The sequence below is a fragment of the Pseudomonas sp. AN-B15 genome (genome assembly GCF_019056475.1).
GTDB classification, from domain to species: Bacteria; Pseudomonadota; Gammaproteobacteria; order Pseudomonadales; family Pseudomonadaceae; genus Aquipseudomonas; species Aquipseudomonas parakoreensis.
In genome coordinates, this window is the sequence record NZ_CP049737.1 from 5,040,868 (window position 1) to 5,065,948 (window position 25,081).

25 protein-coding genes are annotated in these 25,081 nt (G+C 60.7%); 19 read left to right on the plus strand and 6 right to left on the minus strand.

The window, feature by feature from the left end; all coding sequences use genetic code 11:
* Nucleotides 1-2 precede the first annotated feature (2 nt).
* The 10 genes from folK (at nt 3) to GTQ41_RS22825 (ending at nt 12,777) form a co-directional block, all read left to right on the plus strand.
* Entirely contained in the window at nt 3-488 is a 486-nt protein-coding gene (folK, locus tag GTQ41_RS22780) for a 2-amino-4-hydroxy-6-hydroxymethyldihydropteridine diphosphokinase (protein WP_047296601.1), read from the plus strand.
* 453 nt (nt 489-941) lie between these two features.
* A complete protein-coding gene (gene panB / locus GTQ41_RS22785; RefSeq protein ID WP_041065398.1) occupies nt 942-1,742 on the plus strand; it encodes a 3-methyl-2-oxobutanoate hydroxymethyltransferase in 801 nt (266 codons plus the stop codon).
* On the plus strand, nt 1,739-2,599 hold the full coding sequence (gene panC, locus GTQ41_RS22790; protein WP_047296603.1) for a pantoate--beta-alanine ligase: 861 nt from the start codon (nt 1,739-1,741) through the stop codon (nt 2,597-2,599). Before panB ends, panC begins: the two co-directional genes overlap by 4 nt.
* Nucleotides 2,600-2,798: 199 nt before the next feature.
* A complete protein-coding gene (gene panD, locus GTQ41_RS22795) occupies nt 2,799-3,179 on the plus strand; it encodes an aspartate 1-decarboxylase (protein WP_003205654.1) in 381 nt (126 codons plus the stop codon).
* A gap of 230 nt (nt 3,180-3,409) precedes the next feature.
* Nucleotides 3,410-5,074 (plus strand): glucose-6-phosphate isomerase, encoded by a 1,665-nt coding sequence (gene pgi, locus GTQ41_RS22800; RefSeq protein WP_047296605.1) that lies wholly within the window; start codon nt 3,410-3,412, stop codon nt 5,072-5,074.
* A 213-nt stretch (nt 5,075-5,287) separates the two neighbouring features.
* Nucleotides 5,288-7,225 (plus strand): acetate--CoA ligase, encoded by a 1,938-nt coding sequence (acs, locus tag GTQ41_RS22805; RefSeq protein ID WP_217325362.1) that lies wholly within the window; start codon nt 5,288-5,290, stop codon nt 7,223-7,225.
* Between the two features lie 51 nt (nt 7,226-7,276).
* Nucleotides 7,277-8,149, plus strand: a complete 873-nt coding sequence (locus GTQ41_RS22810; RefSeq protein ID WP_047296609.1) for an oxygenase MpaB family protein — start codon at nt 7,277-7,279, stop codon at nt 8,147-8,149.
* Nucleotides 8,150-8,296: 147 nt separating this feature from the next.
* Entirely contained in the window at nt 8,297-9,313 is a 1,017-nt protein-coding gene (locus GTQ41_RS22815; RefSeq protein WP_047296611.1) for a class I SAM-dependent rRNA methyltransferase, read from the plus strand.
* 219 nt (nt 9,314-9,532) lie between these two features.
* On the plus strand, nt 9,533-12,481 hold the full coding sequence (locus GTQ41_RS22820) for a DUF748 domain-containing protein (protein WP_047296613.1): 2,949 nt from the start codon (nt 9,533-9,535) through the stop codon (nt 12,479-12,481).
* Nucleotides 12,481-12,777, plus strand: a complete 297-nt coding sequence (locus tag GTQ41_RS22825) for a DUF2845 domain-containing protein (protein WP_041065375.1) — start codon at nt 12,481-12,483, stop codon at nt 12,775-12,777. Before GTQ41_RS22820 ends, GTQ41_RS22825 begins: the two co-directional genes overlap by 1 nt.
* A gap of 233 nt (nt 12,778-13,010) precedes the next feature.
* Here GTQ41_RS22825 and GTQ41_RS22830 read toward each other — a convergent pair whose 3' ends face one another.
* Nucleotides 13,011-13,367 carry a BON domain-containing protein gene (locus GTQ41_RS22830; protein WP_007963876.1) on the minus strand — a complete coding sequence of 119 codons (357 nt, stop codon included), beginning with the start codon at nt 13,365-13,367 and terminating at the stop codon, nt 13,011-13,013.
* A 297-nt stretch (nt 13,368-13,664) separates the two neighbouring features.
* Entirely contained in the window at nt 13,665-14,102 is a 438-nt protein-coding gene (locus GTQ41_RS22835; protein WP_047296615.1) for a pilin, read from the minus strand.
* A 228-nt stretch (nt 14,103-14,330) separates the two neighbouring features.
* Here GTQ41_RS22835 and pilB point away from each other — a divergent pair, with 228 nt between their 5' ends.
* The 5 genes from pilB to yacG are packed head-to-tail and all read left to right on the plus strand — an operon-like array spanning nt 14,331 to nt 18,942.
* The gene (pilB, locus tag GTQ41_RS22840; RefSeq protein ID WP_047296617.1) at nt 14,331-16,031 is read left to right on the plus strand and encodes a type IV-A pilus assembly ATPase PilB; all 1,701 of its coding nucleotides are present in this window, start codon (nt 14,331-14,333) and stop codon (nt 16,029-16,031) included.
* A gap of 2 nt (nt 16,032-16,033) precedes the next feature.
* Nucleotides 16,034-17,251 carry a type II secretion system F family protein gene (locus tag GTQ41_RS22845; protein WP_047296619.1) on the plus strand — a complete coding sequence of 406 codons (1,218 nt, stop codon included), beginning with the start codon at nt 16,034-16,036 and terminating at the stop codon, nt 17,249-17,251.
* Nucleotide 17,252: 1 nt separating this feature from the next.
* Entirely contained in the window at nt 17,253-18,125 is an 873-nt protein-coding gene (locus tag GTQ41_RS22850; protein WP_047296621.1) for an A24 family peptidase, read from the plus strand.
* Nucleotides 18,122-18,745: a dephospho-CoA kinase gene (gene coaE, locus GTQ41_RS22855; RefSeq protein WP_047296622.1), complete on the plus strand. Its 624-nt coding sequence runs from the start codon at nt 18,122-18,124 to the stop codon at nt 18,743-18,745. Before GTQ41_RS22850 ends, coaE begins: the two co-directional genes overlap by 4 nt.
* Nucleotides 18,742-18,942, plus strand: a complete 201-nt coding sequence (yacG, locus tag GTQ41_RS22860; protein WP_007963861.1) for a DNA gyrase inhibitor YacG — start codon at nt 18,742-18,744, stop codon at nt 18,940-18,942. Before coaE ends, yacG begins: the two co-directional genes overlap by 4 nt.
* Before the next feature lie 6 nt (nt 18,943-18,948).
* Here the strand turns inward: yacG and GTQ41_RS22865 are convergent, their stop codons facing one another.
* The 3 genes from GTQ41_RS22865 to GTQ41_RS22875 all read right to left on the minus strand — a co-directional run bounded on the left by GTQ41_RS22865 (nt 18,949) and on the right by GTQ41_RS22875 (nt 20,383).
* The gene (locus GTQ41_RS22865; protein WP_041065358.1) at nt 18,949-19,164 is read right to left on the minus strand and encodes a hypothetical protein; all 216 of its coding nucleotides are present in this window, start codon (nt 19,162-19,164) and stop codon (nt 18,949-18,951) included.
* 65 nt (nt 19,165-19,229) lie between these two features.
* A complete protein-coding gene (locus GTQ41_RS22870) occupies nt 19,230-19,919 on the minus strand; it encodes an energy-coupling factor ABC transporter permease (RefSeq protein ID WP_047296624.1) in 690 nt (229 codons plus the stop codon).
* Nucleotides 19,916-20,383 (minus strand): hypothetical protein, encoded by a 468-nt coding sequence (locus tag GTQ41_RS22875; RefSeq protein ID WP_047296911.1) that lies wholly within the window; start codon nt 20,381-20,383, stop codon nt 19,916-19,918. Before GTQ41_RS22875 ends, GTQ41_RS22870 begins: the two co-directional genes overlap by 4 nt.
* A gap of 129 nt (nt 20,384-20,512) precedes the next feature.
* Here GTQ41_RS22875 and GTQ41_RS22880 point away from each other — a divergent pair, with 129 nt between their 5' ends.
* The 4 genes from GTQ41_RS22880 to GTQ41_RS22895 all read left to right on the plus strand — a co-directional run bounded on the left by GTQ41_RS22880 (nt 20,513) and on the right by GTQ41_RS22895 (nt 23,250).
* Nucleotides 20,513-21,139 carry a DUF1780 domain-containing protein gene (locus GTQ41_RS22880; RefSeq protein ID WP_003228301.1) on the plus strand — a complete coding sequence of 209 codons (627 nt, stop codon included), beginning with the start codon at nt 20,513-20,515 and terminating at the stop codon, nt 21,137-21,139.
* On the plus strand, nt 21,136-21,663 hold the full coding sequence (locus tag GTQ41_RS22885) for an MOSC domain-containing protein (protein ID WP_041065352.1): 528 nt from the start codon (nt 21,136-21,138) through the stop codon (nt 21,661-21,663). The genes GTQ41_RS22880 and GTQ41_RS22885 overlap by 4 nt, the downstream gene beginning before the upstream one ends.
* 51 nt (nt 21,664-21,714) lie before the next feature.
* Nucleotides 21,715-21,888, plus strand: a complete 174-nt coding sequence (locus GTQ41_RS22890; RefSeq protein WP_003228304.1) for a DUF3094 family protein — start codon at nt 21,715-21,717, stop codon at nt 21,886-21,888.
* A gap of 63 nt (nt 21,889-21,951) precedes the next feature.
* Nucleotides 21,952-23,250: an NAD(P)/FAD-dependent oxidoreductase gene (locus GTQ41_RS22895; protein WP_047296626.1), complete on the plus strand. Its 1,299-nt coding sequence runs from the start codon at nt 21,952-21,954 to the stop codon at nt 23,248-23,250.
* A 158-nt stretch (nt 23,251-23,408) separates the two neighbouring features.
* Here the strand turns inward: GTQ41_RS22895 and GTQ41_RS22900 are convergent, their stop codons facing one another.
* The gene (locus GTQ41_RS22900) at nt 23,409-25,034 is read right to left on the minus strand and encodes a methyl-accepting chemotaxis protein (RefSeq protein ID WP_047296628.1); all 1,626 of its coding nucleotides are present in this window, start codon (nt 25,032-25,034) and stop codon (nt 23,409-23,411) included.
* Nucleotides 25,035-25,081: the final 47 nt, after the last annotated feature.

A 25,081-nucleotide genomic window follows, 5' to 3' on the forward strand; every position in this document is an offset into this window, starting at 1 on the left:
GCATGGAACGCATCTACATCGGTCTGGGCAGCAACCTCGCTGACCCGGCCGAACAATTGCGCAGCGCGCTCAATGCGCTGGGGCAATTGCCGCAGACTTCCCTTGCTGGTGTTTCGGCGTTCTATCAGAGCGATTCACTGCTGCCGGGGCAACCGCGTTACACCAACGCGGTCGCTGCCCTCGACAGTGATCTCGCGCCGCTCGACCTGCTCGATGCCCTGCAAACCATCGAAAACGATCAAGGTCGGGAGCGCCTGGAGCGCTGGGGGCCGCGTACGCTGGATCTGGATATCCTGTTGTTCGGTGATCGCCTGATCGACGAGCCGCGCCTGAAAGTCCCGCACTACCAGATTCAGGAGCGTGCGTTCGTACTCTATCCTCTGGCCGAACTGGCACCCAAGGATCTGCGCCTGGCCGATGGCCGCACATTGGCTGACCTGCTCGCCGCCTGCCCGTTCGTCGGCCTCGAACGCCTCTCCCACGCCTGACGCAAATCTCCCCCTGTGGATGGGGCCTCTGTGGCGAGGGGATTTATCCCCGATCGGCTGCGCAGCAGTCGCAAAACCGGCTAATACGGTGTGACTGATTAATGCGCCATTTAAGGGCCGCTTCGCAGCCCATCGGGGATAAATCCCCTCGCCACAAAAGCGATGTTCCGTGTTCGCTTTTTGTCGGACAAAAAACCTCCCAATCAGCCCCGCCGTGCCGCTGAATCGCATCAGTAACGCCGGTAACACTCCCCTCGTAACAATGCGGTAACACACGCAATTGACTTCCTAGGTTCTCCTCACGACTATAGGCGTCCCGCTGCCGCCAACCCGGCACATACGGGCGCAATCCAGGCCTTATAAGCACGACAAAAGACCGTGCGCCTGAGTAGACGAAGAATCACGCGCGTTACTCGCAGTAGTTTCCAGAGCGCCTGAACGAGGATTTTTTACATGCCAGCCATCACCCTGACCACGCTCCAGAGCCTCAAGCAGAAAGGTGAAAAGATCACCATGCTGACCTGCTATGACGCGACCTTCGCCCACGCCTGCAACGAGGCCGGTGTCGAAGTGCTGCTGGTGGGCGACTCCCTCGGCATGGTTCTGCAAGGGCACGACAGCACCTTGCCGGTGACCATCGCAGAAATGGCCTATCACACCGCTTGCGTCAAACGCGGCAACACCGACGCCCTGATCCTGGCTGACCTGCCGTTCATGGCCAACGCCACGATCGAGCAAACTTTGACCAACAGCGCCACACTGATGCAGGCCGGCGCGCACATGATCAAGGTTGAAGGTGCATTGTGGCTGGCGGAGTCGATCCGTCTGCTGGCCGAGCGCGGTGTACCGGTCTGCGCACACATGGGCCTGACCCCACAGGCGGTGAACATTCTTGGCGGCTATAAAGTGCAGGGCCGCAACGAGAACCAGGCGCGACAGATGCGTGCCGATGCGATCTCGCTGGAACAGGCTGGGGCCGCCATGCTGCTGCTCGAATGCGTGCCGAGCGAACTGGCGGCGGAAATCAGCCAGGCCGTGAAGATTCCGGTCATCGGGATTGGCGCCGGTAGCGATACCGACGGGCAGGTACTGGTACTGCACGACATGCTCGGCCTGTCGATCACGGGTCGCGTACCGAAATTCGTCAAAAACTTCATGCAGGGTCAGGACAGCATCCAGTCCGCCCTGAAGGCCTACGTCAACGAAGTCAAAGGCGTTACGTTCCCAGGTCTCGAACACGGATTCTCTGCATGAACACTGTCAAAACCGTACGCGAACTGCGTGCCGCCGTGGCCCGCGCCCGCAGTGAAGGCAAGCGCATCGGCTTCGTGCCGACCATGGGCAACCTGCACAGCGGTCATATTGCGTTGATCACCAAAGCCACTCAGCGCGTGGATTTCGTGGTTGCGAGCATTTTCGTCAACCCGCTGCAGTTCGGCGCCGGCGAAGACCTCGACAAGTACCCGCGCACCCTGGCGGCGGATCAGGAAAAACTGCTGCAAGCCGGCTGCCATTTGCTGTTCGCCCCGACCGTCGAAGAGATGTACCCCGACGGCATGGCCGGGCAGACCCGGGTCAGCGTGCCGCAACTGTCTGAAGGCCTGTGTGGCGCCAGCCGTCCGGGGCACTTCGAAGGTGTGGCGACGGTGGTCAGCAAGCTGTTCAACATGGTGCAGCCGGACTTGGCGATCTTCGGTCAGAAGGACTTCCAGCAACTGGCGGTGATCCGCGCGCTGGTGCATGACTTGAACATGCCGATCCAGATCATCGGCGAACCGACCGTACGTGCCGCCGACGGCCTGGCGCTGTCATCGCGCAACGGTTTCCTCAGCGAAGATCAACGTGCGGTGGCCCCGGTGGTTTATCGGACCCTGAGCGCAATCGCCGAATCGATCAAGCAAGGCGAGCGCGACTATCCGGCGCTGGTCGCCGCTCAGGTGCAACAGCTGGAGGCCGCCGGCCTGCGCCCGGACTATCTGGAAATCCGCCACGCCCTGACCTTGCGTCCGGCAACGGCTGAAGACCGCGATCTGGTGATTCTGGTGGCCGCGTTCCTCGGTACCACGCGGTTGATCGACAACTTGCATCTGAATCTCGATAGCCCAGCTTAAAAAACAGCGCAATACCCCTGTGGGAGCGAGCCTGCTCGCGAATGCGATCTGTCAGTTGACAACGATGTCGACTGTTCCGACGCTTTCGCGAGCAGGCTCGCTCCCACATTGGTTTCTGGTGTCCACACAGACCATATTGCCGCCCCCAAAGCCTTCGGGCACACTGCCCGCCGTTTGCATCCAACCCGGGAAATCCCTCATGCACGCCATCATGCTCAAGGCCAAACTACACCGCGCCGAAGTCACCCATGCGGTACTCGATTACGAAGGTTCCTGCGCCATTGATGGCGAGTGGCTGGACTTGTCCGGCATCCGTGAATACGAGCAGATCCAGATTTACAACGTCGACAATGGCGAGCGCTTCACCACCTACGCGATTCGTGGCGAAGAAGGTTCGCGGATGATTTCGGTGAACGGCGCAGCCGCGCATAAAGCCAAAGTCGGCGACCGCGTGATCATTTGCGCCTACGCCCATTACAGCGAAGCGGAACTGGTCAATTTCAAACCGCGCATGCTGTACATGGCCCCGGGCAATGAGCTGAGCCACACCAGCAACGCGATTCCGGTTCAGCTCGCCTGAGCCGCTTCGACGCGCCACTCCCCTTCCGTTGGTCGGCCCGTTCCCGGTATTGATGTTAAAAAAGTACAGGGAACAGGTCAGAAGAAGTCAAGACAGATCGCAGCGCGAGGTTTACTGTATTCGCCCTGCGTTGAAAAATCGTGTCGACGCATTTGACCCTCGCCCAACCAGGGCGTATCGGTCTGTTCTGTGTTCAAAAGGCCGTTCAAGTAAAAAGGAAAACCGCAGCGATGGCGTACTACCGCACTCCTCATGACGTTACCGCTCTGCCTGCCTGGCAGGCGTTGAAAGATCACCGCCAAGCCATGCAGGATTTCAGCATGCGCGAGGCCTTCAACGCCGATCCGCAGCGCTTTAATCAATTCACGCTCAGCAGCTGCGGCCTGTTTCTCGATTATTCGAAGAACCTGATCAACGCCGAGACCCGCAACCTGCTGGTGGGCCTGGCCAATGAAGTCGATCTGAAAGGCGCGATCAAAGCGCTGTTCGACGGCGAAATCGTCAACGCCTCCGAAGGCCGCCCGGCGCTGCATACCGCCCTGCGCCGCCCGGTGGGCGACAAGCTGTCGGTCAATGGCGTCAACGTGATGCCGGAAGTTCACAAGGTGCTGAACCAGATCACCGATCTGGTTGGCCGCATCCACGACGGTCTGTGGCGTGGTTACACCGAGAAGCCGATCACTGACGTGGTCAACATCGGCATCGGTGGCTCGTTCCTCGGCCCTGAGCTGGTTTCCGAAGCGTTGCTGTCCTATGCGCAGAAAGGCGTGCGCTGCCATTACCTGGCGAACATCGACGGCAGTGAGTTCCACGAGCTGACGCAGAAGCTGCGCGCCGAAACCACGCTGTTCATCGTTTCATCGAAATCCTTCAACACCCTCGAGACCTTGAAAAACGCTCAGGCCGCCCGCGCCTGGTATCTGGCTCAGGGTGGTTCGGAAGCCGAGCTGTATCGCCACTTCATCGCGGTATCGAGCAACAACGCGGCGGCCGTCGCGTTTGGCATCCGCGAAGAAAACATCTTCCCGATGTGGGACTGGGTCGGCGGTCGTTACTCGCTGTGGTCGGCCATCGGTCTGCCGATTGCCCTGGCCATCGGCATGTCCAACTTCAAGGAACTGCTGTCCGGTGCCTTCACCATGGACCAGCATTTCCAGAGCGCACCGTTCGAACAGAACATGCCGGTGCTGCTGGCCCTGCTCGGCGTGTGGTACGGCAACTTCTGGGGCGCGCAAAGCCACGCGATCCTGCCGTACGACCACTACCTGCGCAACATCACCAAGCACTTGCAACAACTGGACATGGAATCCAACGGCAAGAGCGTGCGTCAGGACGGCACCTCGGTGTCGACCGATACCGGCCCGGTGATCTGGGGCGGCGTCGGCTGCAACGGTCAACACGCGTATCACCAGTTGCTGCATCAGGGCACCCAACTGATTCCGGCCGACTTCATCGTGCCGATCGTCAGCTTCAACCCGGTCTCCGATCACCATCAGTGGCTGTACGCCAACTGCCTGTCGCAAAGCCAGGCGTTGATGCTCGGCAAGACCCTGCCGGAAGCCGAAGCCGAACTGCGCGAAAAAGGCATGAGCGAAGAGCAAGTGCGCAAACTCGCGCCGCACAAGGTGATTCCGGGCAACCGCCCGAGCAACACCCTTGTGGTCGAGCGCATCAGCCCACGTCGCCTCGGCGCGCTGGTCGCCATGTACGAGCACAAAGTGTTCGTGCAGAGCGTGGTCTGGGGCATCAACGCCTTCGACCAATGGGGCGTGGAACTGGGCAAGGAATTGGGCAAAGGCGTTTACAACCGTCTGGTCGGCAGCGATGAAACCGTTGCTGACGATGCTTCCACCCAAGGCCTGATCAACTACTTCCGCGGTCGTCACCGCGGGTGAGGTGAATGGCTGGCCCACAAATCCTGTGGGCAAGCCATTTCCAATGTGGGAGCGAGCCTGCTCGCGAATTCGGTGTGTCATTCAGCATCTTTGTGACTGATGCAGCGCATTCGCGAGCAGGCTCGCTCCCACCGTTGTTTCAGGGATGACTTGAACCTCCGGGCCGCTCGGCGCATCTTTATTCCTGTCGCACAACAAGAATAAGGAACCGTCATGTTCGATATCAGCACGTTCCCCAAAGCCGATGCCGTCCGCCGGGCTGCGCAGTTGAGTCAGGACGACTACAAGCGCCTGTACCGCGAATCGATTGAACACCCCAGCACCTTCTGGGCCGAACAGGCCACGCGCTTTCTCGACTGGAGCACACCGTGGCAGACCGTTCAGCGCTACGACCTGAAAACCGGTGAAGCAGCCTGGTTTGCCGGCGGCCAACTGAACGTCAGCTACAACTGCATCGACCGCCACCTCGCACAGCGCGGCGAGCAGACCGCGATTCTCTGGGAAGGCGACGACCCTGCCGAATCGGCGCAGATCACTTACAAAAAACTCCACCATCATGTCTGCCGCCTGGCCAACGTCCTGAAAAGCCGCGGCGTGAAAAAAGGCGACCGGGTGTGCATCTACATGCCGATGATCCCCGAGGCGGCCTACGCGATGCTCGCCTGCGCGCGGATCGGCGCGATTCACTCGGTGGTGTTCGGTGGCTTCTCCCCGGACTCCTTGCGCGACCGTATCCTCGACGCCGACTGCCGCACGGTGATCACTGCCGATGAGGGCGTGCGCGGCGGCAAATTCGTACCGCTCAAGCAAAACGTCGACAAGGCCCTGCACAGTTGCCCGGACGTCAGCACCGTCATCGTCGTCGAACGCACTCAAGGCAAGGTCGATTGGGTCGAGGGCCGTGACCTCTGGTATCACCAGGCCGTGCGTGACGTCAGCGATGACTGCCCGCCGGAGCCGATGGACGCCGAAGATCCGCTGTTCATCCTCTACACCTCCGGCAGCACCGGCAAACCCAAGGGCGTGCTGCACACCACCGGTGGCTACCTGCTGCAAGCGGCGATGACCTTCAAGTACGTGCTCGATTACCGCGAGGGCGAAGTGTTCTGGTGCACCGCCGACGTCGGCTGGGTCACCGGCCACAGCTACATCGTCTACGGTCCGCTGGCCAATGGCGCGACCACGCTGATTTTCGAAGGCGTGCCGAGTTATCCGAGCACGTCGCGCTTCTGGCAGGTGATCGACAAACACCAGGTCAACATTTTCTACACCGCGCCGACCGCCCTGCGCGCGCTGATGCGCGAAGGTGCCGGGCCGTTGCAGGAAACGTCGCGCCAAAGCCTCAGATTGCTCGGCAGTGTCGGTGAGCCGATCAACCCGGAAGCGTGGGAATGGTATTTCAACGTGGTCGGTGAACAGCGCTGCCCGATTGTCGATACCTGGTGGCAGACCGAAACCGGCGGCATCATGCTCAGCCCGCTGGTCAGTGCCCAGCGGATCAAACCGGGTTGCGCCACGCAGCCGATGTTCGGCGTGCAACCGGTGCTGCTCGATGAACACGGCAAGGAAATCAAAGGCACCGGCAGCGGCGTGCTCGCGATCAAGTCGAGTTGGCCGGCGCAGATCCGCAGCGTCTACGGCGACCCGAAACGGATGGTCGACACCTATTTCAAACCCTACCCCGGCTATTACTTCACCGGTGACGGCGCACGCCGCGACGAGGACGGCGATTACTGGATCACCGGGCGCATCGATGACGTGATCAACGTCTCCGGCCACCGCATCGGCACCGCCGAAGTGGAAAGCGCGCTGGTGCTGCACGACAGCATCGCCGAAGCCGCTGTGGTCGGTTACCCGCACGACGTCAAAGGCCAGGGCATCTACGCCTTCGTCACCCCCATGAACGGCTTCGAGCCGAGCGATGAGCTGAAGAAAGAACTGCTGGCCCATGTCAGCAAGGAAATCGGCAGCTTCGCCAAACCGGACCTGATCCAGTGGGCGCCGGCCTTGCCGAAAACCCGCTCGGGCAAAATCATGCGGCGTATCTTGCGCAAGATCGCCTGCAACGAACTCGACAGCCTCGGTGACACCTCGACCCTGGCCGATCCGAGCGTGGTGCAAGGTTTGATCGACAAGCGCCTCAATCAGTAACATCCGTGGCGCGGTCACCCGGCCGCGCCCGTTCATCATCTATGAGTTGTCATGGAATTCATCCGCAGCCGTATCGAAAACCAACTCATGAGCCTGACCGGGCTGTCCCTCGGTCAGCTCGATCTGGAAAACCCCAAGGGCGATCCCGGGCTGTTCGGGCCGGACTCGATCAGTTGGCAAGTGCACGGCGATTTCAGCAGCATGCTGATCGGCGGCATCAGCGCATTGTTGCTGCAAGCGCTGCATCCGCTGGCGCTGGCCGGGGTCTGGGATCATTCGAATTTTCGTCAGGACATGCTCGGGCGTTTGCGCCGCACCAGTCAATTTGTTTCCGGCACCACGTTCGGCTCGCGCCGCGACGCCGAATGGCTGATTGACAAAGTGCGCACCATTCACCTGCAAGTGGTCGGTATCGCGCCGGACGGCCGACCGTATGCGGCCAGCGATCCGGACCTGCTGACCTGGGTGCACGTAGCCGAGGTCAGTCACTTTCTTGCCGCGCATCTGCGTTACCGCAACCCGCAATTATCGGGGGCGGATCAGGATCACTACTACGCAGAAATCGCCGTGGTCGCCGAGCGCCTGGGTGCGCGGGACGTGCCGAAATCGCGGCAGGCCGTGGCCGACTATCTGCAACGCATGCGCCCGCAACTGCTCTGTGATGAGCGCAGCCGCGAAGTCCTGCGCCTGCTGCTCGACGCCCCGGCCCCAAGCGTGCTGGCCCGACCTTTTGGCGACCTGATGATGAAGGCCGGTATCGACTTGCTGCCGGACTGGGCCAGCGCCATGTTCGGCATACGGCAGAATCCGCTGCAACGCCAGCTGATCCGCGCCAGCGTCAAGCGCAGTGCACCGATGCTGCGCTGGGCGATGCGCAATGGTTCGGTGCAGCGGGCCAAACGTCGGATGGGTTTGCTGACCTGAAAGCTTCGCGAGCAGGCTCGCTCCCACAGGAGATTGATTTGCAGCATAGATCCTGTGTGGGAGCGGCCTGCTCGCGAAGGGCACAACTCGATTGCCCGCCAAGCTGCTAAACTCCCGCGCCCCCATTCTCACCAGCAAGGCGCACGCATGTCTTCCTTGAATCAGGCGCTGCGCGCCGCCCTCGATAAACGCCAGGATCTGCTCGCTGAGCTGCACAACCAGGGTACCGATTGCTATCGGCTGTTCCACGGCAGCCAGGAAGGCGCCGGCGGCCTGACCGTCGACCGCTATGGTCCGCAACTGCTGGTGCAGAGCTTTCACCAGACGCTGGAGCGTGACGACCTGCTGCAACTGCACGCCATGGTCAACCAGACCCTGGGGTTTGACACCCTGCTGGTCTACAACGACCGCTCCCGCGGCAACTCGCGGATCGACCGCGAAGACAATGTCTACAAAGCCGATGACGCCGCGCTGGCGGATCTGGTCGGTCACGAATGGGGCCTGAACTACCGCGTGCGCGGGCGGCATGCCGGCCAGGATCCGCTGCTGTTCCTCGACCTGCGCAACACCCGTGGCTGGGTCAAGGATCACGCCAAGGGCAAGCGCGTGCTCAACCTCTTTGCCTACACCTGCGGCGTTGGTCTGAGTGCCGCTGCCGGTGGAGCGCGCGAGGTGTGCAATCTGGATTTCGCCGAAGGCAATCTGGCGGTCGGCCGTGAGAACGGCCTGCTCAACCCGCAATTGCCCGAGATGCAATTTATCCAGTCCGATTATTTCCCGGCGATCCGTCAGCTCGCCGGGCTGCCGATCAGCCAGCGGCGCGGGCAGAAACTGCCGAGCTATCAGCGCCTCGAACAGCGCCAATACGATCTGGTGCTGCTCGATCCTCCGGCCTGGGCCAAGAGCGCATTCGGCACCGTCGACCTGCTGCGCGACTATCAAAGCCTGCTCAAACCGGCGCTGCTGACCACCGCCGACAACGGCGTGCTGATCTGCTGCAACAACCTGGCGAAAGTCAGCATGGACGACTGGCGTGAACAGGTGCTGCGTTGTGCCGAGAAGGCCGGGCGACCGGTCCGCGACTGGAGCGTGATGACCCCGGGCGCCGACTTCCCGTCGCTGGATCAACAGCCACCGCTGAAGACCCTGATCCTGCAGCTGTAACCCCCCTGCGGGACTGGCAACCATCCAATGTGGGAGCGAGCTTGCTCGCGAAGGCGGCGCGTCAGTCAGCATATTTCTCGACTGATCCGCAGCCTTCGCGAGCAAGCTCGCTCCCACAGTGTCTTGGTCCTACAGAAGAATCTGAACAATCCTGCCCCCCACGATGTACTTCGGAACCAGAATCGCGTGCCATACTCCAAGGCACTCCGATTCAGACAGATGAAGCCGCAAATGCCCAAAGGATTGATTCGCGCGATTGGCGCCTTGTTGACTGCTCTGGCCCTCTACAGCCTGCTGGGGTTTCTGATTTTGCCGGGCATTGCCCTGCGCATTGCCAACCAGCAACTGGCGAACTACGCCACGGTGCCAGCGCATATTCAGCGCATCGAGCTCAATCCGTTCAGCCTTGAAGTCACCCTGTGGGGCCTGGTCGTCGGTGAGCCGGGCAAGGAGCAGGTCGGCTTCGAGCGGCTGTACGCCAACCTGCAACTGGACAGCCTGTGGACCAAAGCACTGCACTTGGCCGATATCGAGCTGGACAAGCCCAAGACTGAAATTCTCTTCGCCAAGGACGGCCAGCTCAATCTGCTCGGCCTGTTCAAGATTCCCGCCAGCGAGCCGACCCCGGCCGATCCGAATGCCAAGCCGTTCCCGCTGCGCATCGACCGCATTCAGCTGGCCGGCGGCAACGTGCATTTCGAGGACGCGCGGCCGAGCGAGCCCATCGAGTTCCTTTACGACAAACTCGACTTCGAACTGAAAAACCTCAGCACCCTGCCCGAAGACAATGCCGACATGACCCTGGTGGCTGCCGGCCCGGCCGGTGGGCAGATCGACTGGAAGGGCAACTTCAGCCTGATCCCTTTCACCTCTGAAGGAACCCTGAAGGTCACCGACGGCAAGATGAAATCCTTCTGGCCCTATGTGCGTGACGCGCTGCCGCTGGTGCTCGAAGACGGCGTGATCAACCTCAGCACCGAGTACAAACTGAATCTGTCGAAACAAACCGAACTGCTGCTGAACAACGTCGCGGTGAATATTGCGCCGTTCGCAATCAAGGCGCCGGACGGACGTCCGCTGGCCAGACTCGAACGCCTCGATGTCAGCGAAACCTCGCTGGACCTGGCCAAACAGCAAGTGGTGGTCGGCAAGATCCGCAGCAACAAACTGGAAACCTGGGCCGCGCTCGAGGCCGACGGCCAGCTCGACTGGCAGAAACTGTTCGCCAGTCAGCCGTCAAAACCTGCCGCCAAGGCCGCCGCCGAACCCAAGACCACTCCGGCCGCCGCCGACTCGCCGAAAGAACCGGCGGCGTCGAGCAAGCCCTGGCAGGTGCTGCTCAAGGATGTGCAGTTGCGCAACTACACCGTGCATCTCGCCGACCGTTCGGCCAACCCGCCGGTGGCGCTGGATGTGACGCCGCTGAATATCGACCTGCAGGATTTTGACAGCCTCAACGGTTCGCCTTTCAAGGTCAGACTCGACAGCGGTCTGGGCAAACAAGGCAAGATCAACGCCGACGGCGTGGTCAACCTCGCACCGGTTACCGCCCAGCTCAACGTGAAGACCCAGGACATCGACCTGCGTGTCGCGCAGTCCTACATCAATCCGTTCATTCGTCTGGAACTGCGCAGCGGCATGCTCGGCAGTGACCTCAAGGTCAACCTCAAGAGCACCGAGCCACTGGCACTCAGCGTTACCGGGCGCGCGCAGATCGATCAACTGCACACCCTCGACACCCTGAAAACCCGCGACTTCCTCAAATGGCAGCAAGTGGTGGTTGAAGGCATCAACTATCAACACGGTGACAGTGTGTCGATTGACAAGGTCAACCTGTTCCAGCCGTATGTGCGGTTCATGATCAACGATGACCGCACCACCAACATCGACGACCTGCTGATCCCGCAGCCCGCCGACAGTGGTGCGAAAACCGCAGCGGCGAAACCGGCCAGTAAAGACAAACCACTGGGCATTCACATCGGCGCGATTGCGATCAACGACGGCTCGGCCAACTTCGCCGACTTCAGCCTGACCCCGAACTTCGCCACGGCAATCCAGCAACTCAACGGCCAGATCGGCACCATCGACAGCCGTCAGGCGAAACCGGCCAGCGTCGACGTCAAGGGCAAGGTCGACCGCTATGCGCCGGTGACCATCAAAGGTGCGGTCAATCCGTTCGACCCGATGGCCAGCCTCGATATCGCTACCAGTTTCAAACGCGTCGAACTGACCACGCTCACCCCGTATTCCGGCAAATTCGCCGGCTATCGCATCCGCAAGGGTCGGCTCAATCTCGACCTGCACTACCTGATCACCAAGGGCCAGTTGAAGGCTGAAAACAAAGTGGTGGTCGAGCAGCTGCAACTCGGCGAGAAAGTCGACAGCCCGGATGCCGTGAGCCTGCCGTTGAAACTGGCGATTGCCCTGCTCAAGGACGTCGATGGCAAGATTTCCATCGAACTGCCGGTCACCGGCGACCTCAACAACCCGCAATTCAGCGTAATGCCGATTGTCTGGCAGACCCTGCGCAATCTGATCGTCAAAGCCGCTGCCGCGCCGTTCAAGCTGATTGGCGGACTGGTCAGCGGTGGCGGTTCCGAAGACCTCGGCACCGTGTCCTTTGCACCCGGGTCGAGCGACCTGAGCAAAGACGCCGAATCAGCGCTGGACAAACTGTCCCAGGCGCTCAAGGAACGTCCGGCCCTGCGCCTGGAGATCGAAGGCACCGCCGCGCAAAGCAGCGACGGTCCGCTGCTGGCCGAACAGCGTCTGGAGCGCGAATACCAGTACAACTACTACAAGATGCTCCAGCGCCGTGGCGACAAGGTGCCGGCCCAGGCTTCCCTGCTGCAAGTGCCGGAGAACGAGAAAGGCCCGTTGCTCGAAGGCATCTACCGCACCCGTCTGAAAACCCAGCCACCGGCCGAATGGAAAGATCTGGGCAAGGAAGAACGCACGGCGAAAATGCGTGACGGCGTGATCAAGTTCTGGAGCTCCAGCGATGTCCTGCTGCGCCAGTTGGGACAGGAACGCGCCAGCAGCATCAAGGACTATCTGGTCGACAAGGGCCAACTGGCGGATGACCGGGTGTACTTCATCGATGCCAATCTGGGCGAGGCCGAGAGCGATGGCCGGGTCGTGACGCAAATGCACCTGGACGCCGAATGATGAACCGCAAATGGCGGGTGGCTTTGACGCTGCTGCTCGCCGCCAGCCCTGCGCTGGCCTCCGACACGCTGCGTTGTGGCAGCCAACTGGTCAGTCTCGGCGACCGTGCCAGCGAAGTGCTGCAGAAGTGTGGCGAACCGGTCAGCCGCGATGTCCTCGGCTACAAGCGCAGCGCCAACCGCCGCGAAGAATTTCAGGTCGAGGAATGGACCTACGGCCCGAGCAACGGCATGTATCAATACCTGCGCTTTGAAGGCAATCGCCTGCGGCAGATCAACAGCAAGCGCGGTAACTGAAAGATCAAAAGATCGCAGCCTCCGGCAGCTTCTACAGTGAAATGCATTCCCTGTAGGCGCTGCCGGAGGCTGCGATCTTTTGCTTCTAGCAAATAGAACAGGCCCCGACACAAGTGCCGGGGCCCGTAATGGTCACATCCGTGTGACCGTTCGCATGAACTCTAAAGTTGCGGCAGACGTATTGCTCGGCCCGTCTGTCGCGTCTTCTCCCGGTCCAGGCGAGAAGTCATGCCTTACTCGGCTTTCAGGCCGTCAGCGGAGACCGCTTTGACGCCTTTGATTTTCTTGGTGATGTTCACAGCGGTGGTTTTCTGAGCTTCGGTGACAGCGACGTCAGAAGACAGGGAAACCACACCCTTGTTGGTTTCGACTTTGATGTCGGTACCAGGAATGCCTTTTTCGGTTACCAGGTCGCTTTTGACTTTGGTAGTGATCCAGGTATCGGAAGTAGCTTCTTTAGCCTTGGTCATTTCACCAGCAGCCAGAGTCATTGGAGCCTGAGTAGCCTGGGTGGATTGTGCAAAGGCACCGGAAGCCATGGTCAGGGTCAGCGCGGTAGCAGCAGCGGCAGTGATAGCGAACTTCTTCATACGAGTAACTCCTGTTTTTCTGGAAAGTCTGCTGGTTGTCTTGTCAGCAGGGTTACTGGGTATATTGCGAACGCTGTGCCAACTTTTCGAAAGGCAATAAATCGTTGTAAATCAAATAGTTACGAACTCAGCAAATTTTCGAAATCATGCAATTTGCATGACAAGTGCATTATCGACATGCAAGTTGCGGCTTTTCGGAAAGTTCCTAACACGCTGAAATTCTTGAAGCTTTTTTCCAGCGTCAAAAGACAAAAAAATGCCCCGCAAAGCGGGGCACTTGCCAATCAGGCCATCGCATCAAGTGCCGCTGGCAGTGCAGCCTTTTGGCGAGTAATCGGGATTGACTGTCGTGGTACAGGTCCACACACCAGAGGTATTACCCGTAGCAGCGCCCGAACGAGTAAGCGTGATGGTTTTGCCCAGTACCGGTCCCGGCGCGTTGAGCAGCGTGCAGCTGATGCTGCCCGCTCCCGTCGCCGCTGTGCCTGTAACCGCCACCGTACAGTTGGAGGTGGTGGTTGTACCGCCATTCACAGCGGTTATATCCGGAGCGGTACCTTGATTGATGGTGTCCTCAAACGGCACCTTCATCGCACTGATCTCCGCCAGCCCCGCAGTCACTTTTGATCGCGCCTGATACTTCGAATACTGCGGCAGGGCAATCGTCGCCAGAATCCCGATGATCGCCACCACGATCAGCAGCTCGATCAGGGTGAAACCTTTTTGGTTGTTCATAGACAGGCTCTCCATGCATGAGTCGGAATCTCATGATCTGCAAAGAGCTCAGCACAGGCCATGCCAACCGCCTGCAGACCCCGTGCGCTGGGCATCAACACGCGATATCGCGCTTTCCTACAACCTCTAACCGCACTATCTGACACTTTTTGTCACCTGCACCGAGGGTGTTTGGCGCTGTCACTTGACTAGGCTATAAGTCATGAACTGTCAGCTTCCGGAATTCCCATGAATGACATCGCTCTGAGCGGTCTGGCCAAGCAATTGGTGCAGGCCGAACTGCTCACGGAAAAAAGCGCCCAGCAGGCCTGGCAACAGGCGCAGCGCAATCGGCTGTCGCTGGTCAGCTACCTGGTGCAGAACAAACTGGTGAAGAGCTCACAGGTGGCCGAGATCGCTTCCGAGCATTTCGGCATGGCCTTCATGGACCTCAATTGCCTGGACAAGGAAACCCAGCCCAAAGGCCTGGTCAGTGAAAAACTGGTGCGCCAGCACCACGCCCTGCCCTTGTGGCGCCGTGGCAACAAGCTGTTCGTGGGCATTTCCGACCCGAGCAATCATCAGGCGATCAATGACATCCAGTTCAGCACCGGGCTGAGCACCGAAGCCATTCTGGTGGAGGACGACAAGCTCACCGAGGCCATCGAGAAATTCTTCGACACCCACGCCAGCGGCCTCGAAGACATGGCCGACGTCGATCTCGACGGCGTAGACGTCGAGTCCGTCGACGACAGCCGCCAGGACGCCATCGGCGGGCTCGACGCCGATGACGCGCCGGTCGTGCGCTTCGTGCACAAGATGCTGCTCGACGCAATCAAGAGTGGCTCCTCCGACCTGCACTTCGAACCCTACGAGAAAAATTTCCGGGTGCGTGTGCGCACCGACGGCATCCTGCGCGAGGTGGCCAAACCGCCGATCCAGTTGGCCGGGCGGATCGCCGCACGCCTGAAGGTCATGGCCAGCCTGGATATCTCGGAACGCCGCAAACCGCAGGACGGGCGGATCAAGATGCGCCTGTCGAAGACCAAGTCGATCGACTTTCGGGTCAACACCCTGCCGACGCTGTGGGGCGAAAAAGTGGTGATCCGGATCCTCGATCCGTCCAGCGCGCAGATCGGCATCGATGCATTGGGTTACGAACCGGCGCAGAAAGACCTGTACATGGCGGCGCTCAAGCAGCCGCAGGGCATGATTCTGGTGACCGGGCCGACCGGCTCGGGGAAAACCGTGTCGCTGTACACCGGCCTGAATATTCTCAATACCGTCGACATCAACATTTCCACCGCCGAAGACCCGGTGGAAATCAACATGGAAGGCATCAACCAGGTCAACGTCAATCCGAAACAGGGTCTGGATTTTGCCCAGGCCCTGCGTTCGTTTCTGCGGCAGGACCCGGACGTGATCATGGTCGGCGAGATCCGCGACCTGGAAACTGCCGAAATCGCGATCAAGGCCGCACAGACCGGCCACCTGGTGCTGTCCACGCTGCACACCAACAGCGCCGCCGAAACCCTGACCCGCCTGCACAACATGGGCATTCCCGGGTTCAACATCGCCACCTCGGTGAGCCTGATCATCGCCCAGCGCCTGGCGCGCAAGCTGTGCAACCACTGCAAGAAACCGATCGAAATCCCCCGCGAAACGCTGATCAAGGAAGGTTTCCCTCCGGAACAGATCGGCAATTTCACGATCTACGAGCCGGTCGGTTGCGATCACTGCAACGGCGGCTACAAGGGACGCGTGGGGATTTATGAAGTGGTGAAAAACACCTCCGAGCTGCAGCGGCTGATCATGGCCGAAGGCAACTCGCTGGAAATCGACAGCCAGATGCGTCGCGACGGCTTCGACGACCTGCGCACCTCGGGCCTGCACAAGGCCATGCAAGGCATCACCAGCCTGGAAGAAATCAACCGGGTCACCAAGGACTGAACATGGCGGTCAAGGCAGCGAAAATCAGCATCTACGCCTGGGAAGGCACGGATCGCAAAGGCAGCAAGGTCACGGGCGAGTTGAGCGGGCAGAACCCTGCGCTGATCAAGGCCCAGCTGCGCAAACAAGGCATCAACCCCGGCAAGGTGCGCAAGAAATCCACCTCCTTGCTCAGCCTCGGCAAACGCATCAAGGCCCAGGACATCGCCCTGTTCACCCGGCAGATGGCAACCATGATGAAGGCTGGCGTGCCGTTGTTGCAGTCGTTCGACATCATTGGCGAAGGCTTCGACAACCCGGCGATGCGCAAACTGGTGGACGAAGTGAAGCAAGAGGTGGCGGCCGGCAACAGCTTCGCCGCCGCCCTGCGCAAGAAGCCGCAGTATTTCGATGAGCTGTATTGCAACCTGGTGGATGCCGGCGAGCAATCCGGTGCACTCGATACGTTGCTCGAACGAGTCGCAACCTATAAGGAAAAAAGCGAAGCGCTCAAGGCCAAGATCAAGAAAGCCATGACCTACCCCACAGCCGTGGTGCTGGTGGCGATGGTGGTCACGGGGATTTTGCTGGTGAAAGTGGTGCCGCAGTTTCAGGCGGTATTTTCCGGTTTTGGCGCTGAACTGCCGGCCTTCACGCTGATGGTGATCAGTATCTCCGAGTTCATGCAGCAATGGTGGTGGGCGGTGCTCGGCGCCCTGATTGCAGCAGTGTTCGGCATCCGTCATGCACTGAAAAAATCCCAGGCGTTGCGCGACCGTAAAGACACCTGGCTGCTGAAGCTGCCGCTGGTGGGTACGCTGATGTACAAATCGGCGGTGGCGCGATTCGCCCGCACCTTGTCGACCACCTTCGCCGCTGGCGTACCGCTGGTGGAGGCACTGGATTCGGTGGCCGGCGCCACCGGCAACGTGGTGTTCAAACGTGCAGTGCTGCGTATCCGCCAGGACGTCGCCACCGGTATGCAGCTGAATTTTTCCATGCGCAGCACCGGGGTGTTCCCGAACATGGCGGTACAGATGACCGCGATCGGTGAGGAATCGGGCGCGCTGGATGACATGCTCGACAAGGTCGCCGGTTTTTATGAGGACGAAGTGGATAACATGGTCGACAACCTCACCAGCCTGATGGAGCCGTTCATCATGGTGGTGCTCGGGGTCATCGTCGGCGGGCTGGTCGTGGCCATGTACCTGCCGATTTTCCAGCTCGGCTCAGCGATCTGACATGCCTATCGACCAACTCTTCAGTCTGTATCCGCTGGCCTTTGTGTGCACCGCCCTGCTGCTGGGTCTGGTGGTGGGCAGTTTCCTCAACGTGCTGGTCTGGCGCCTGCCGAAAATGCTCGAGCGCGATTGGCGCCAGCAGGCACAGGACGTCCTCGGCCTGCCGAGCGAAACGCCACTGCCGACCTACAACCTGATGCTGCCGCACTCCCAGTGTCCGCACTGCGGCCACCGGATTCGGCCGTGGGAAAACATTCCGCTGCTCAGCTACCTGTTGCTGCGCGGACGCTGTTCGGCGTGTACCGCCCCGATCAGCAAACGTTATCCCCTGACCGAACTGGCTTGCGGCCTGCTCTCGGCATTCGTCGCCTGGCACCTGGGTTTCGGCTGGCCGGCCGGCTTGTTGATCGTCCTCACCTGGGGCCTGCTGGCGATGAGCCTGATCGACACCGAACATCAGTTGCTGCCCGATGTACTGGTGTTGCCGTTGTTGTGGCTGGGGTTGATCGTCAACAGCTTCGGGCTGTTCGTCTCGCTACACGCCGCGCTGTGGGGCGCGGTGGCCGGCTACATGGCGCTGTGGTCGGTGTTCTGGCTGTTCAAGCTGCTGACCGGCAAGGACGGCATCGGCCACGGCGACTTCAAACTGCTGGCGCTGCTCGGGGCCTGGGGCGGCTGGCAGATTCTGCCGCTGACGATTCTGCTGTCGTCGCTGGTGGGGGCGATTGTCGGGGTGATTCTGCTGCGGCTGCGTGAGCAGAAAACCTCGACGCCGATGCCCTTCGGCCCGTATCTGGCAATTGCCGGCTGGATTGCCTTGCTCTGGGGTGGTCAAATAACCGACTTCTATTGGCAGTTTGTCGGTTTGAAATGAATACCCCTGTGGAAAAACCCTGGATTCTCGGCCTGACCGGCGGCATCGGCAGCGGCAAAAGCGCCGCGGCCCAGCACTTCATCGATCTCGGGATCCATGTAGTCGACGCCGATCACGCAGCGCGCTGGGTGGTCGAGCCGGGGCGTCCGGCGCTGGCGAAGATTGCCGAACACTTCGGGCCCGGCGTCCTGCAAGCCGATGGCACGCTGGACCGTGCGGCCCTGCGCAAGTTGATCTTTGAAGTGCCGGAAGAACGCCGCTGGCTCGAAGCCCTGCTGCATCCGTTGATCGCCGAGGAAATCGCTCACCATCTGGCGCTGGCAAAATCGCCTTATGCGATTCTGGTGTCACCGCTGCTGATCGAATCCGGGCAATACGCGATGACCCAGCGCATCCTGGTGATCGACGCCCCGCAACAATTGCAGATCGACCGCACCTTGCAGCGCGACCAGACCAGCGAACAGCAGGTCCAGGCGATCCTCAAGGCCCAGTCGAGCCGCGAAGACCGCCTGAGCCGTGCCGACGATGTGGTGGTCAACGACCGTGACCTCGCCTGGCTGCACAGCGAAGTCGAGCGTCTGCATCACTTTTACCTGACTTTATCTGGAGGCCAAGCATGAGCCCAATCCCGACCGTTGACTGCCCAACCTGCGGCGCCCCCGTGGAATTCACCCCAGAGAACAAATTCCGCCCGTTCTGCTCCGATCGCTGCAAGCTGATCGACCTCGGCGCCTGGGCGTCCGAAGAGCACAAGATTCCGGTCGCCCCGGATGCCGAAGACGAAATGTTCTCCGGCGATTTCGACCCGCGTCACTGATCGCGATCAGGGCCGCATGAAGCCGTAGTCCTGATCGTCGTCGAGGTTTTCCGCGAGAAAGCGCAATTCGTCGGCGAGGTCTTCGGCGTTGCGCACCGTCTTGCTCTGCTGCACCACCGCGCTGAGCAAGGCGCGCAAACTCAGGCCCGGATCGAAACCGACCTCCAGCGCCATCTCCAGACTCTGCCGCGTTTCCTGCCTCGCCCACTCGTAAACACTCATGCCGCTGCTCCTGAAGGGATTTGATTGAGCATGAAATGCCGCGAGGGTGACGGATTTGATGTGGATCAAGACTTGGGATCGTCGTCCTTCCACGGCGCCGAAAGGTAGCGGGTGCGATTGAAGGTCTCCAGCCACTCGGGACTGAACACCACCAGCGCGCTGATCACCATGCCGTTGATGAACGCTTCGGGAAAGATCAGCAGCCACAGGTAGCCGATGAAGTCTTCCAGCCATTCCGGCATGGCAAACAGGCCGTCGTACCACAGCAGGCTCAGGCTCAACGTCAGGCACAACAAGGCCGACAACGCCGCGGCAAAGAATCCGGAACAGAAGATATACACAAACGGATTTCGCGGCTGGGCACGCTCGACGATGATCGCCACGCACTCAGTGATCAACACCGGCAACAGGATCAGCAACGTACCGTTGACCCCGACCGCCAGCAGATCCTGACGCCCAAGCAACACCAACCCCATCTGCGCCACCAGCCCGCCGACAATCGCCAGCGGCCAGTCCAGCAAAAGTGTCACGGCGGTCATGCCGATGAAGTGATAAGAAACCCCGGTGTCGAAATCCCTGCGCACCATCCACAGCAAAAACACGGCGAACACGGTGCCGAACAGCAGGTGCTGACGGCGACTGTCACTGAACAACTCGACCCACGGCGCACGACAGATCGCCCAGATAAGCACTGGCAAATAGACCAGCCAGCCGACCGTCAGGCTTTGCGGTGACAGCAACTCGGCGCCGATCATGGGCGGGCCTTCTCCAGTGCCTCGTGCAGTTGGGCCGCGTCGGTGTACTCATGCTGCTCGAGCAGTCGGCCATCCTTGAGTTGCAGCCACAGCACCGAGCCTTCGGCGCCGGGATAACGCGACGCCACCCTGCCTTCACGATCAAGCATGACCCGATAGCTGTAGTCACGCATCGCCGGAACCGCGAACATCTTCGCGATCAGCGCCGGCATGCGCTGGATGTCAGCGACGAACACGGCGTGGCGCGCCTCCAGATAGCCCTCTGGCTGGTCTTTCAACGCCTGCTTGATCAGCTTGGCGCCGTCCATGTCGCGCGCCACCAGCAGCGTCGTGGTGCGGTTATCGAGGGTGAACGGCTGATCGTATTGATCCAGCAACGTCCAGGGCGCCAGCCGCTCACCGATTTCAAGCGCCTGGGCCCACAGCGGAATCACAGCCAACACCAGCAGCCAGCGAAATTTCACGTTCATCCCCTCGATTTGGCATTAATGGACGGTTTTCCTCAGTCTACACCGCCCATTGCAACCGCCCACTGACACACATTGCCGCGTGGTGCTTTCAGCTTGTCGCAATTGAACGCTAAGCTTGGGCTTATGGATGACTCAGATTATTTACGCCTGCTGACCATCGCGGCCGAGCAAGCCAACGCGTTCCTGTCCAATGCCCGCAAATGGGAGCGTGAGCGTTGGGTCTGCCAGCGCCTGCTGCAAGGCTTGAACATTCCCTACCGCGCCGATGAGTTTGCCCCTGCTGGCGAGCCGCCGGACGTGCTGTTTCGCGATGCCAATTTCGAAGTGTTTTTCGTACTCGACGAAGGCCGCCGGCTCAACGACGAATGGCGCGACGAACTGCAACGCCGCCGCAGTGCATTTTCCCTCAGCCAACTGGTGCGCCGTGAAGCCAAGCCACGGCGGATCCCGGCCAATGAATTCTTGCTGCGGCTGGCGCCGACCTTGCGCAAAAAAGCGCACAACTACAAGGAACGCGGCATGGATCTGGGCGAACTGGACATCATCGCCTTCGCCAGCCTCAAGCGCGAAGTGCTGGACCTCAACAGCCACTTTCCACCGCCCACCGAGTATCTGCGTCAGGGCTGGCGCTCGCTGTCGCTGGTCGGGCCGACTTTTGCCCGGGTGCTGTTCGCGCATCCTGATGCACCGGATTTCCTGCGCAGCAACCTCGGTCGCAGCATCGTCTTCGATGTCGGGATCAGCCTGTGACGCCGCTGCAGCAGTTGATTGCCGACGTCCCGCAGACCGGGCGCGTGCGCTGGATCGGCGTGCGCCCCGAGTCTCGCGGGCCAATGATCGAACTCGACGCGGTGGAAGCACGACTGGAGGCCGGACTGACTGGCGATCACGCCCGCCCGGGAGTACGCAACGCGCGGCAGGTGACGTTGATCCAGTTCGAACACTTGGCCGTGATCAGCGCGTTGATGGGCCGGTCACAGGATCATCCGGTCAAGCCTGAAGACCTGCGGCGCAATCTGGTCATCAGCGGTATCAATCTGTTTAGTCTCAAGGGTCGGCGCTTTCGCATCGGTCAGGCAATATTCGAGACCACTGGCTGGTGTCAGCCCTGCGCGCGCCTGCAAAACAACCTCGGCCCCGGCACCTTTCAAGCGGTGCGCGGGCATGGCGGAATTACCGCCCGGGTGTTACAAAGCGGGATCATCCGCCTCGACGACGGTGTTTCGGTCGAACCGGTTCCGGCCAGTGGCTATGCTGCGTTCAACCCGGGATAAAAACCGCTGTAGCGTCTCCACCTTCAGCAACGTCTACCTGACGAGGCCTTTATGACCAGCCGCCTGAACCCCGAAGACCAGAAGCATGTCGAAGAGTATCTGCAGTTGTCCCAACACCGTGTCGAGCGCCGGCCTTTCCGGCCGTGGATGCTCCTGGTGCTGGTGCTGGCAGTGACCATTGGTCTGGGCTTGCTGAGCCGACTTATCAGTTACCTGACGCTATGAGCTGCCTGGCGCTCGCTCGGGTAACCGCACCGATTTCCTTTAAAAACCTTGCGAGTTATCCCTATGTCCCATCGTATTGTCATTGTCGGCGGCGGCGCCGGCGGTCTGGAGCTGGCTACCCGTCTGGGTAAGACTCTGGGCAAGCGCGGCACGGCCAGCGTGATGCTGGTCGACGCGAACCTGACGCACATCTGGAAACCCCTGCTGCACGAAGTGGCCGCCGGATCGCTGAACTCTTCCGAAGACGAACTCAACTATGTTGCCCAGGCGAAATGGAACCACTTCGAGTTCCAGCTGGGGCGCATGAGCGGGCTTGATCGGGCGCAGAAGAAAATCCAGCTGGCCGCCACCTACGACGAGAACGGCGTGGAACTGGTACCGGCGCGTGAAGTGCCTTACGACTCGCTGGTGATCAGCGTCGGCAGCACCACCAACGATTTCGGCACCCAGGGCGCGGCGCAGCACTGCCTGTTCCTCGACACCCGCAAACAGGCCGAGCGTTTCCACCAGCAGTTGCTCAACCACTATCTGCGCGCGCACGCCGGACAGACCGATGTGGTCGAGCAGATCAGCGTGGCCATCGTCGGTGCCGGCGCCACGGGTGTCGAGCTGGCGGCAGAACTGCACAACGCGGCGCATGAACTGGCGGCTTATGGTCTGGACCGGATCAAACCGGAGAACATGCACATCACCCTGATCGAAGCCGGCCCGCGAGTGCTGCCAGCCCTGCCGGAACGCATCAGCGGCCCGGTGCACAAGACCCTGGAGAAACTCGGGGTCAATGTCATGACCAATGCGGCGGTCAGCGAAGTGACCGCCGACAGCCTGATCACCGCCGATGGCAACGTGATCAAGGCCAGCCTGAAAGTCTGGGCCGCCGGGATCCGCGCACCGGGTTTCCTCAAAGACATCGACGGTCTGGAAACCAACCGCATCAATCAGCTGCAAGTGCTGCCGACGTTGCAGACCACCCGCGACGAAAACATTTTCGCCTTCGGTGACTGTGCCGCGTGCCCGCAACCGGGTTCGGATCGCAACGTGCCGCCGCGTGCACAAGCCGCACACCAACAGGCATCGTTGCTGGCCAAGTCGCTGAAGCTGCGTATCGAGGGCAAAACCCTGCCGGAGTACAAGTACACCGACTACGGCTCGCTGATCTCGCTGTCGCGTTTTTCCGCTGTGGGTAACTTGATGGGCAACCTGACCGGCAGCGTGATGCTCGAAGGCTGGCTGGCGCGGATGTTCTACGTGTCGCTGTACCGCATGCACCAGATGGCGCTGTACGGACCGTTCCGCACGGCGATGCTGATGCTGGGCAGCAAGATCGGTCGCGGTACCGAGCCACGCCTGAAGCTGCACTAGAACCAAAACGTGTGGGAGCTGGCTTGCCAGCGATAGCGGTCAGTCAGTCGGCGATGATGTCGACTGATCCGCCGCTATCGCGGGCAAGCCACGCTCCCACATTGTTTCGTGCAGCTCACAAAATCAGCAGGCTCATTCCTGCAATCGATCACCGCTCATCAGAGCTGGAAGCGGCGCACCATGCCTTGCAGCGCGTTGGCCAGTTGCGACAGTTCGTGGCTCGACGCACGGGTCTGATCGGCACCCGTCGCCGAACGGACCGACAGGTCGCGAATGTTCACCAGATTACGATCCACTTCCCGCGCGACTTGCGCCTGCTCTTCGGCGGCACTGGCGATCACCAGATTACGCTCATGGATCTCATGCACCGAAGCGGTGATGGTTTCCAGCGCCTCCCCGGCGCGCTCGGCCAACGCCAGTGTGGTCGTGGCCCGTGCAGCGCTGGCCTGCATCGAATCCAGCGCCAGGCTTGAACCACTGCGCATGCCCTGCACCATCTGCTCGATCTCCTGCGTCGATTGCTGGGTGCGATAGGCCAGCGCCCGCACTTCGTCGGCGACCACCGCAAAACCTCGCCCACTTTCCCCTGCGCGGGCCGCCTCGATGGCGGCGTTGAGCGCAAGCAGGTTGGTCTGCTCGGCAATGGCACGGATCACATCCAGCACTTTGCCGATGTCCTGTGACTGGTTGGCCAGCGATTGCACCAACTCGCCAGTGTGCTGCACGTCGCTGGCCAGCGCATTGATGGCCGATGCGGTATCACTGACCCGCGCCTGCCCCAGTTGCGCCGACTCACTGGATTGGCGGGTGGCATCGGATGTCGACACGGCATTGCGAGCGACTTCTTCAACGGCTGTGGTCATTTCATTGACCGCCGTCGCTGCCTGTTCGATTTCGTTGTTCTGCTGCTGCAAGCCGTGTGTGCTGTCGAGCGTCACCGCGTTGAGTTCATCAGCAGCGCTCGCCAGTTGCGTGGCCGAACCGCTGATGCCTTGCAGCGTTTCCCGCAGGTTTTGCTGCATGGTCGCGAGCGCCTTGAGCAATCGGCTGACTTCATCGTTACCGTGGGTTTCGATCGGCCGGGTCAGGTTGCCCCGGGCCACGCTTTCGGCAGCGCTGACGGCGCTGCTCAGCGGACGGACGATGCTGCGGGTGAGCAACATCGCCAGCGCCACCGTGGCCAGCGCCGCCAGCGCTATGAACAGGCTGACGATGGTGCGCGAGGTCTGGTAGTGGTCAGCGGATTTCTGGCTCTCCGCAGCAACCTGTTTGGCGAACAGATCCGCCAGGTCATTGAGCTGCTTGCCGGAGCCGTCGACCACGGTTTTCATATCAACCAGCAACAATTTGGTCAGTTCGTCACGCTGGCCTTGATCGGCCAAGGTGAAGGATTGCGCGATGCCGGTGCGATAGGCAGCGAAGGTCTTTTTGAACTGGTCATAAAGCTGCTGGCCTTCCGCCGTGGTGACCAGTTTGTCGTAGGCGGCGATCTTCTCGCTCAGCTCCTTGTCGCGGGTATCCATCTGGCTGCGGTAAGTCGCGATGTTCTGCGGATCCTGATCAAGGGCCATGCGCAGGGAAATCGTACGAATCCGCAACATCAGCTCGCGAATTTCGTCACCGCCGCGAATGCTCGGCAGCCAGCGGCTCTCGACCGCGACCTCACTGTCACGGATGCTCGACATCTGCCCCAAGGCAAATACGCCGAGCAACGCCACCAGGACCGCGATCAGGGCAAAACCCAGCGCGGCACGTGGAGCAATATTCAACTGACGAAGCAACATGACGAACGCCCTTATTCTTGTATTGGCCAGATTGAAGGGGCGAACAG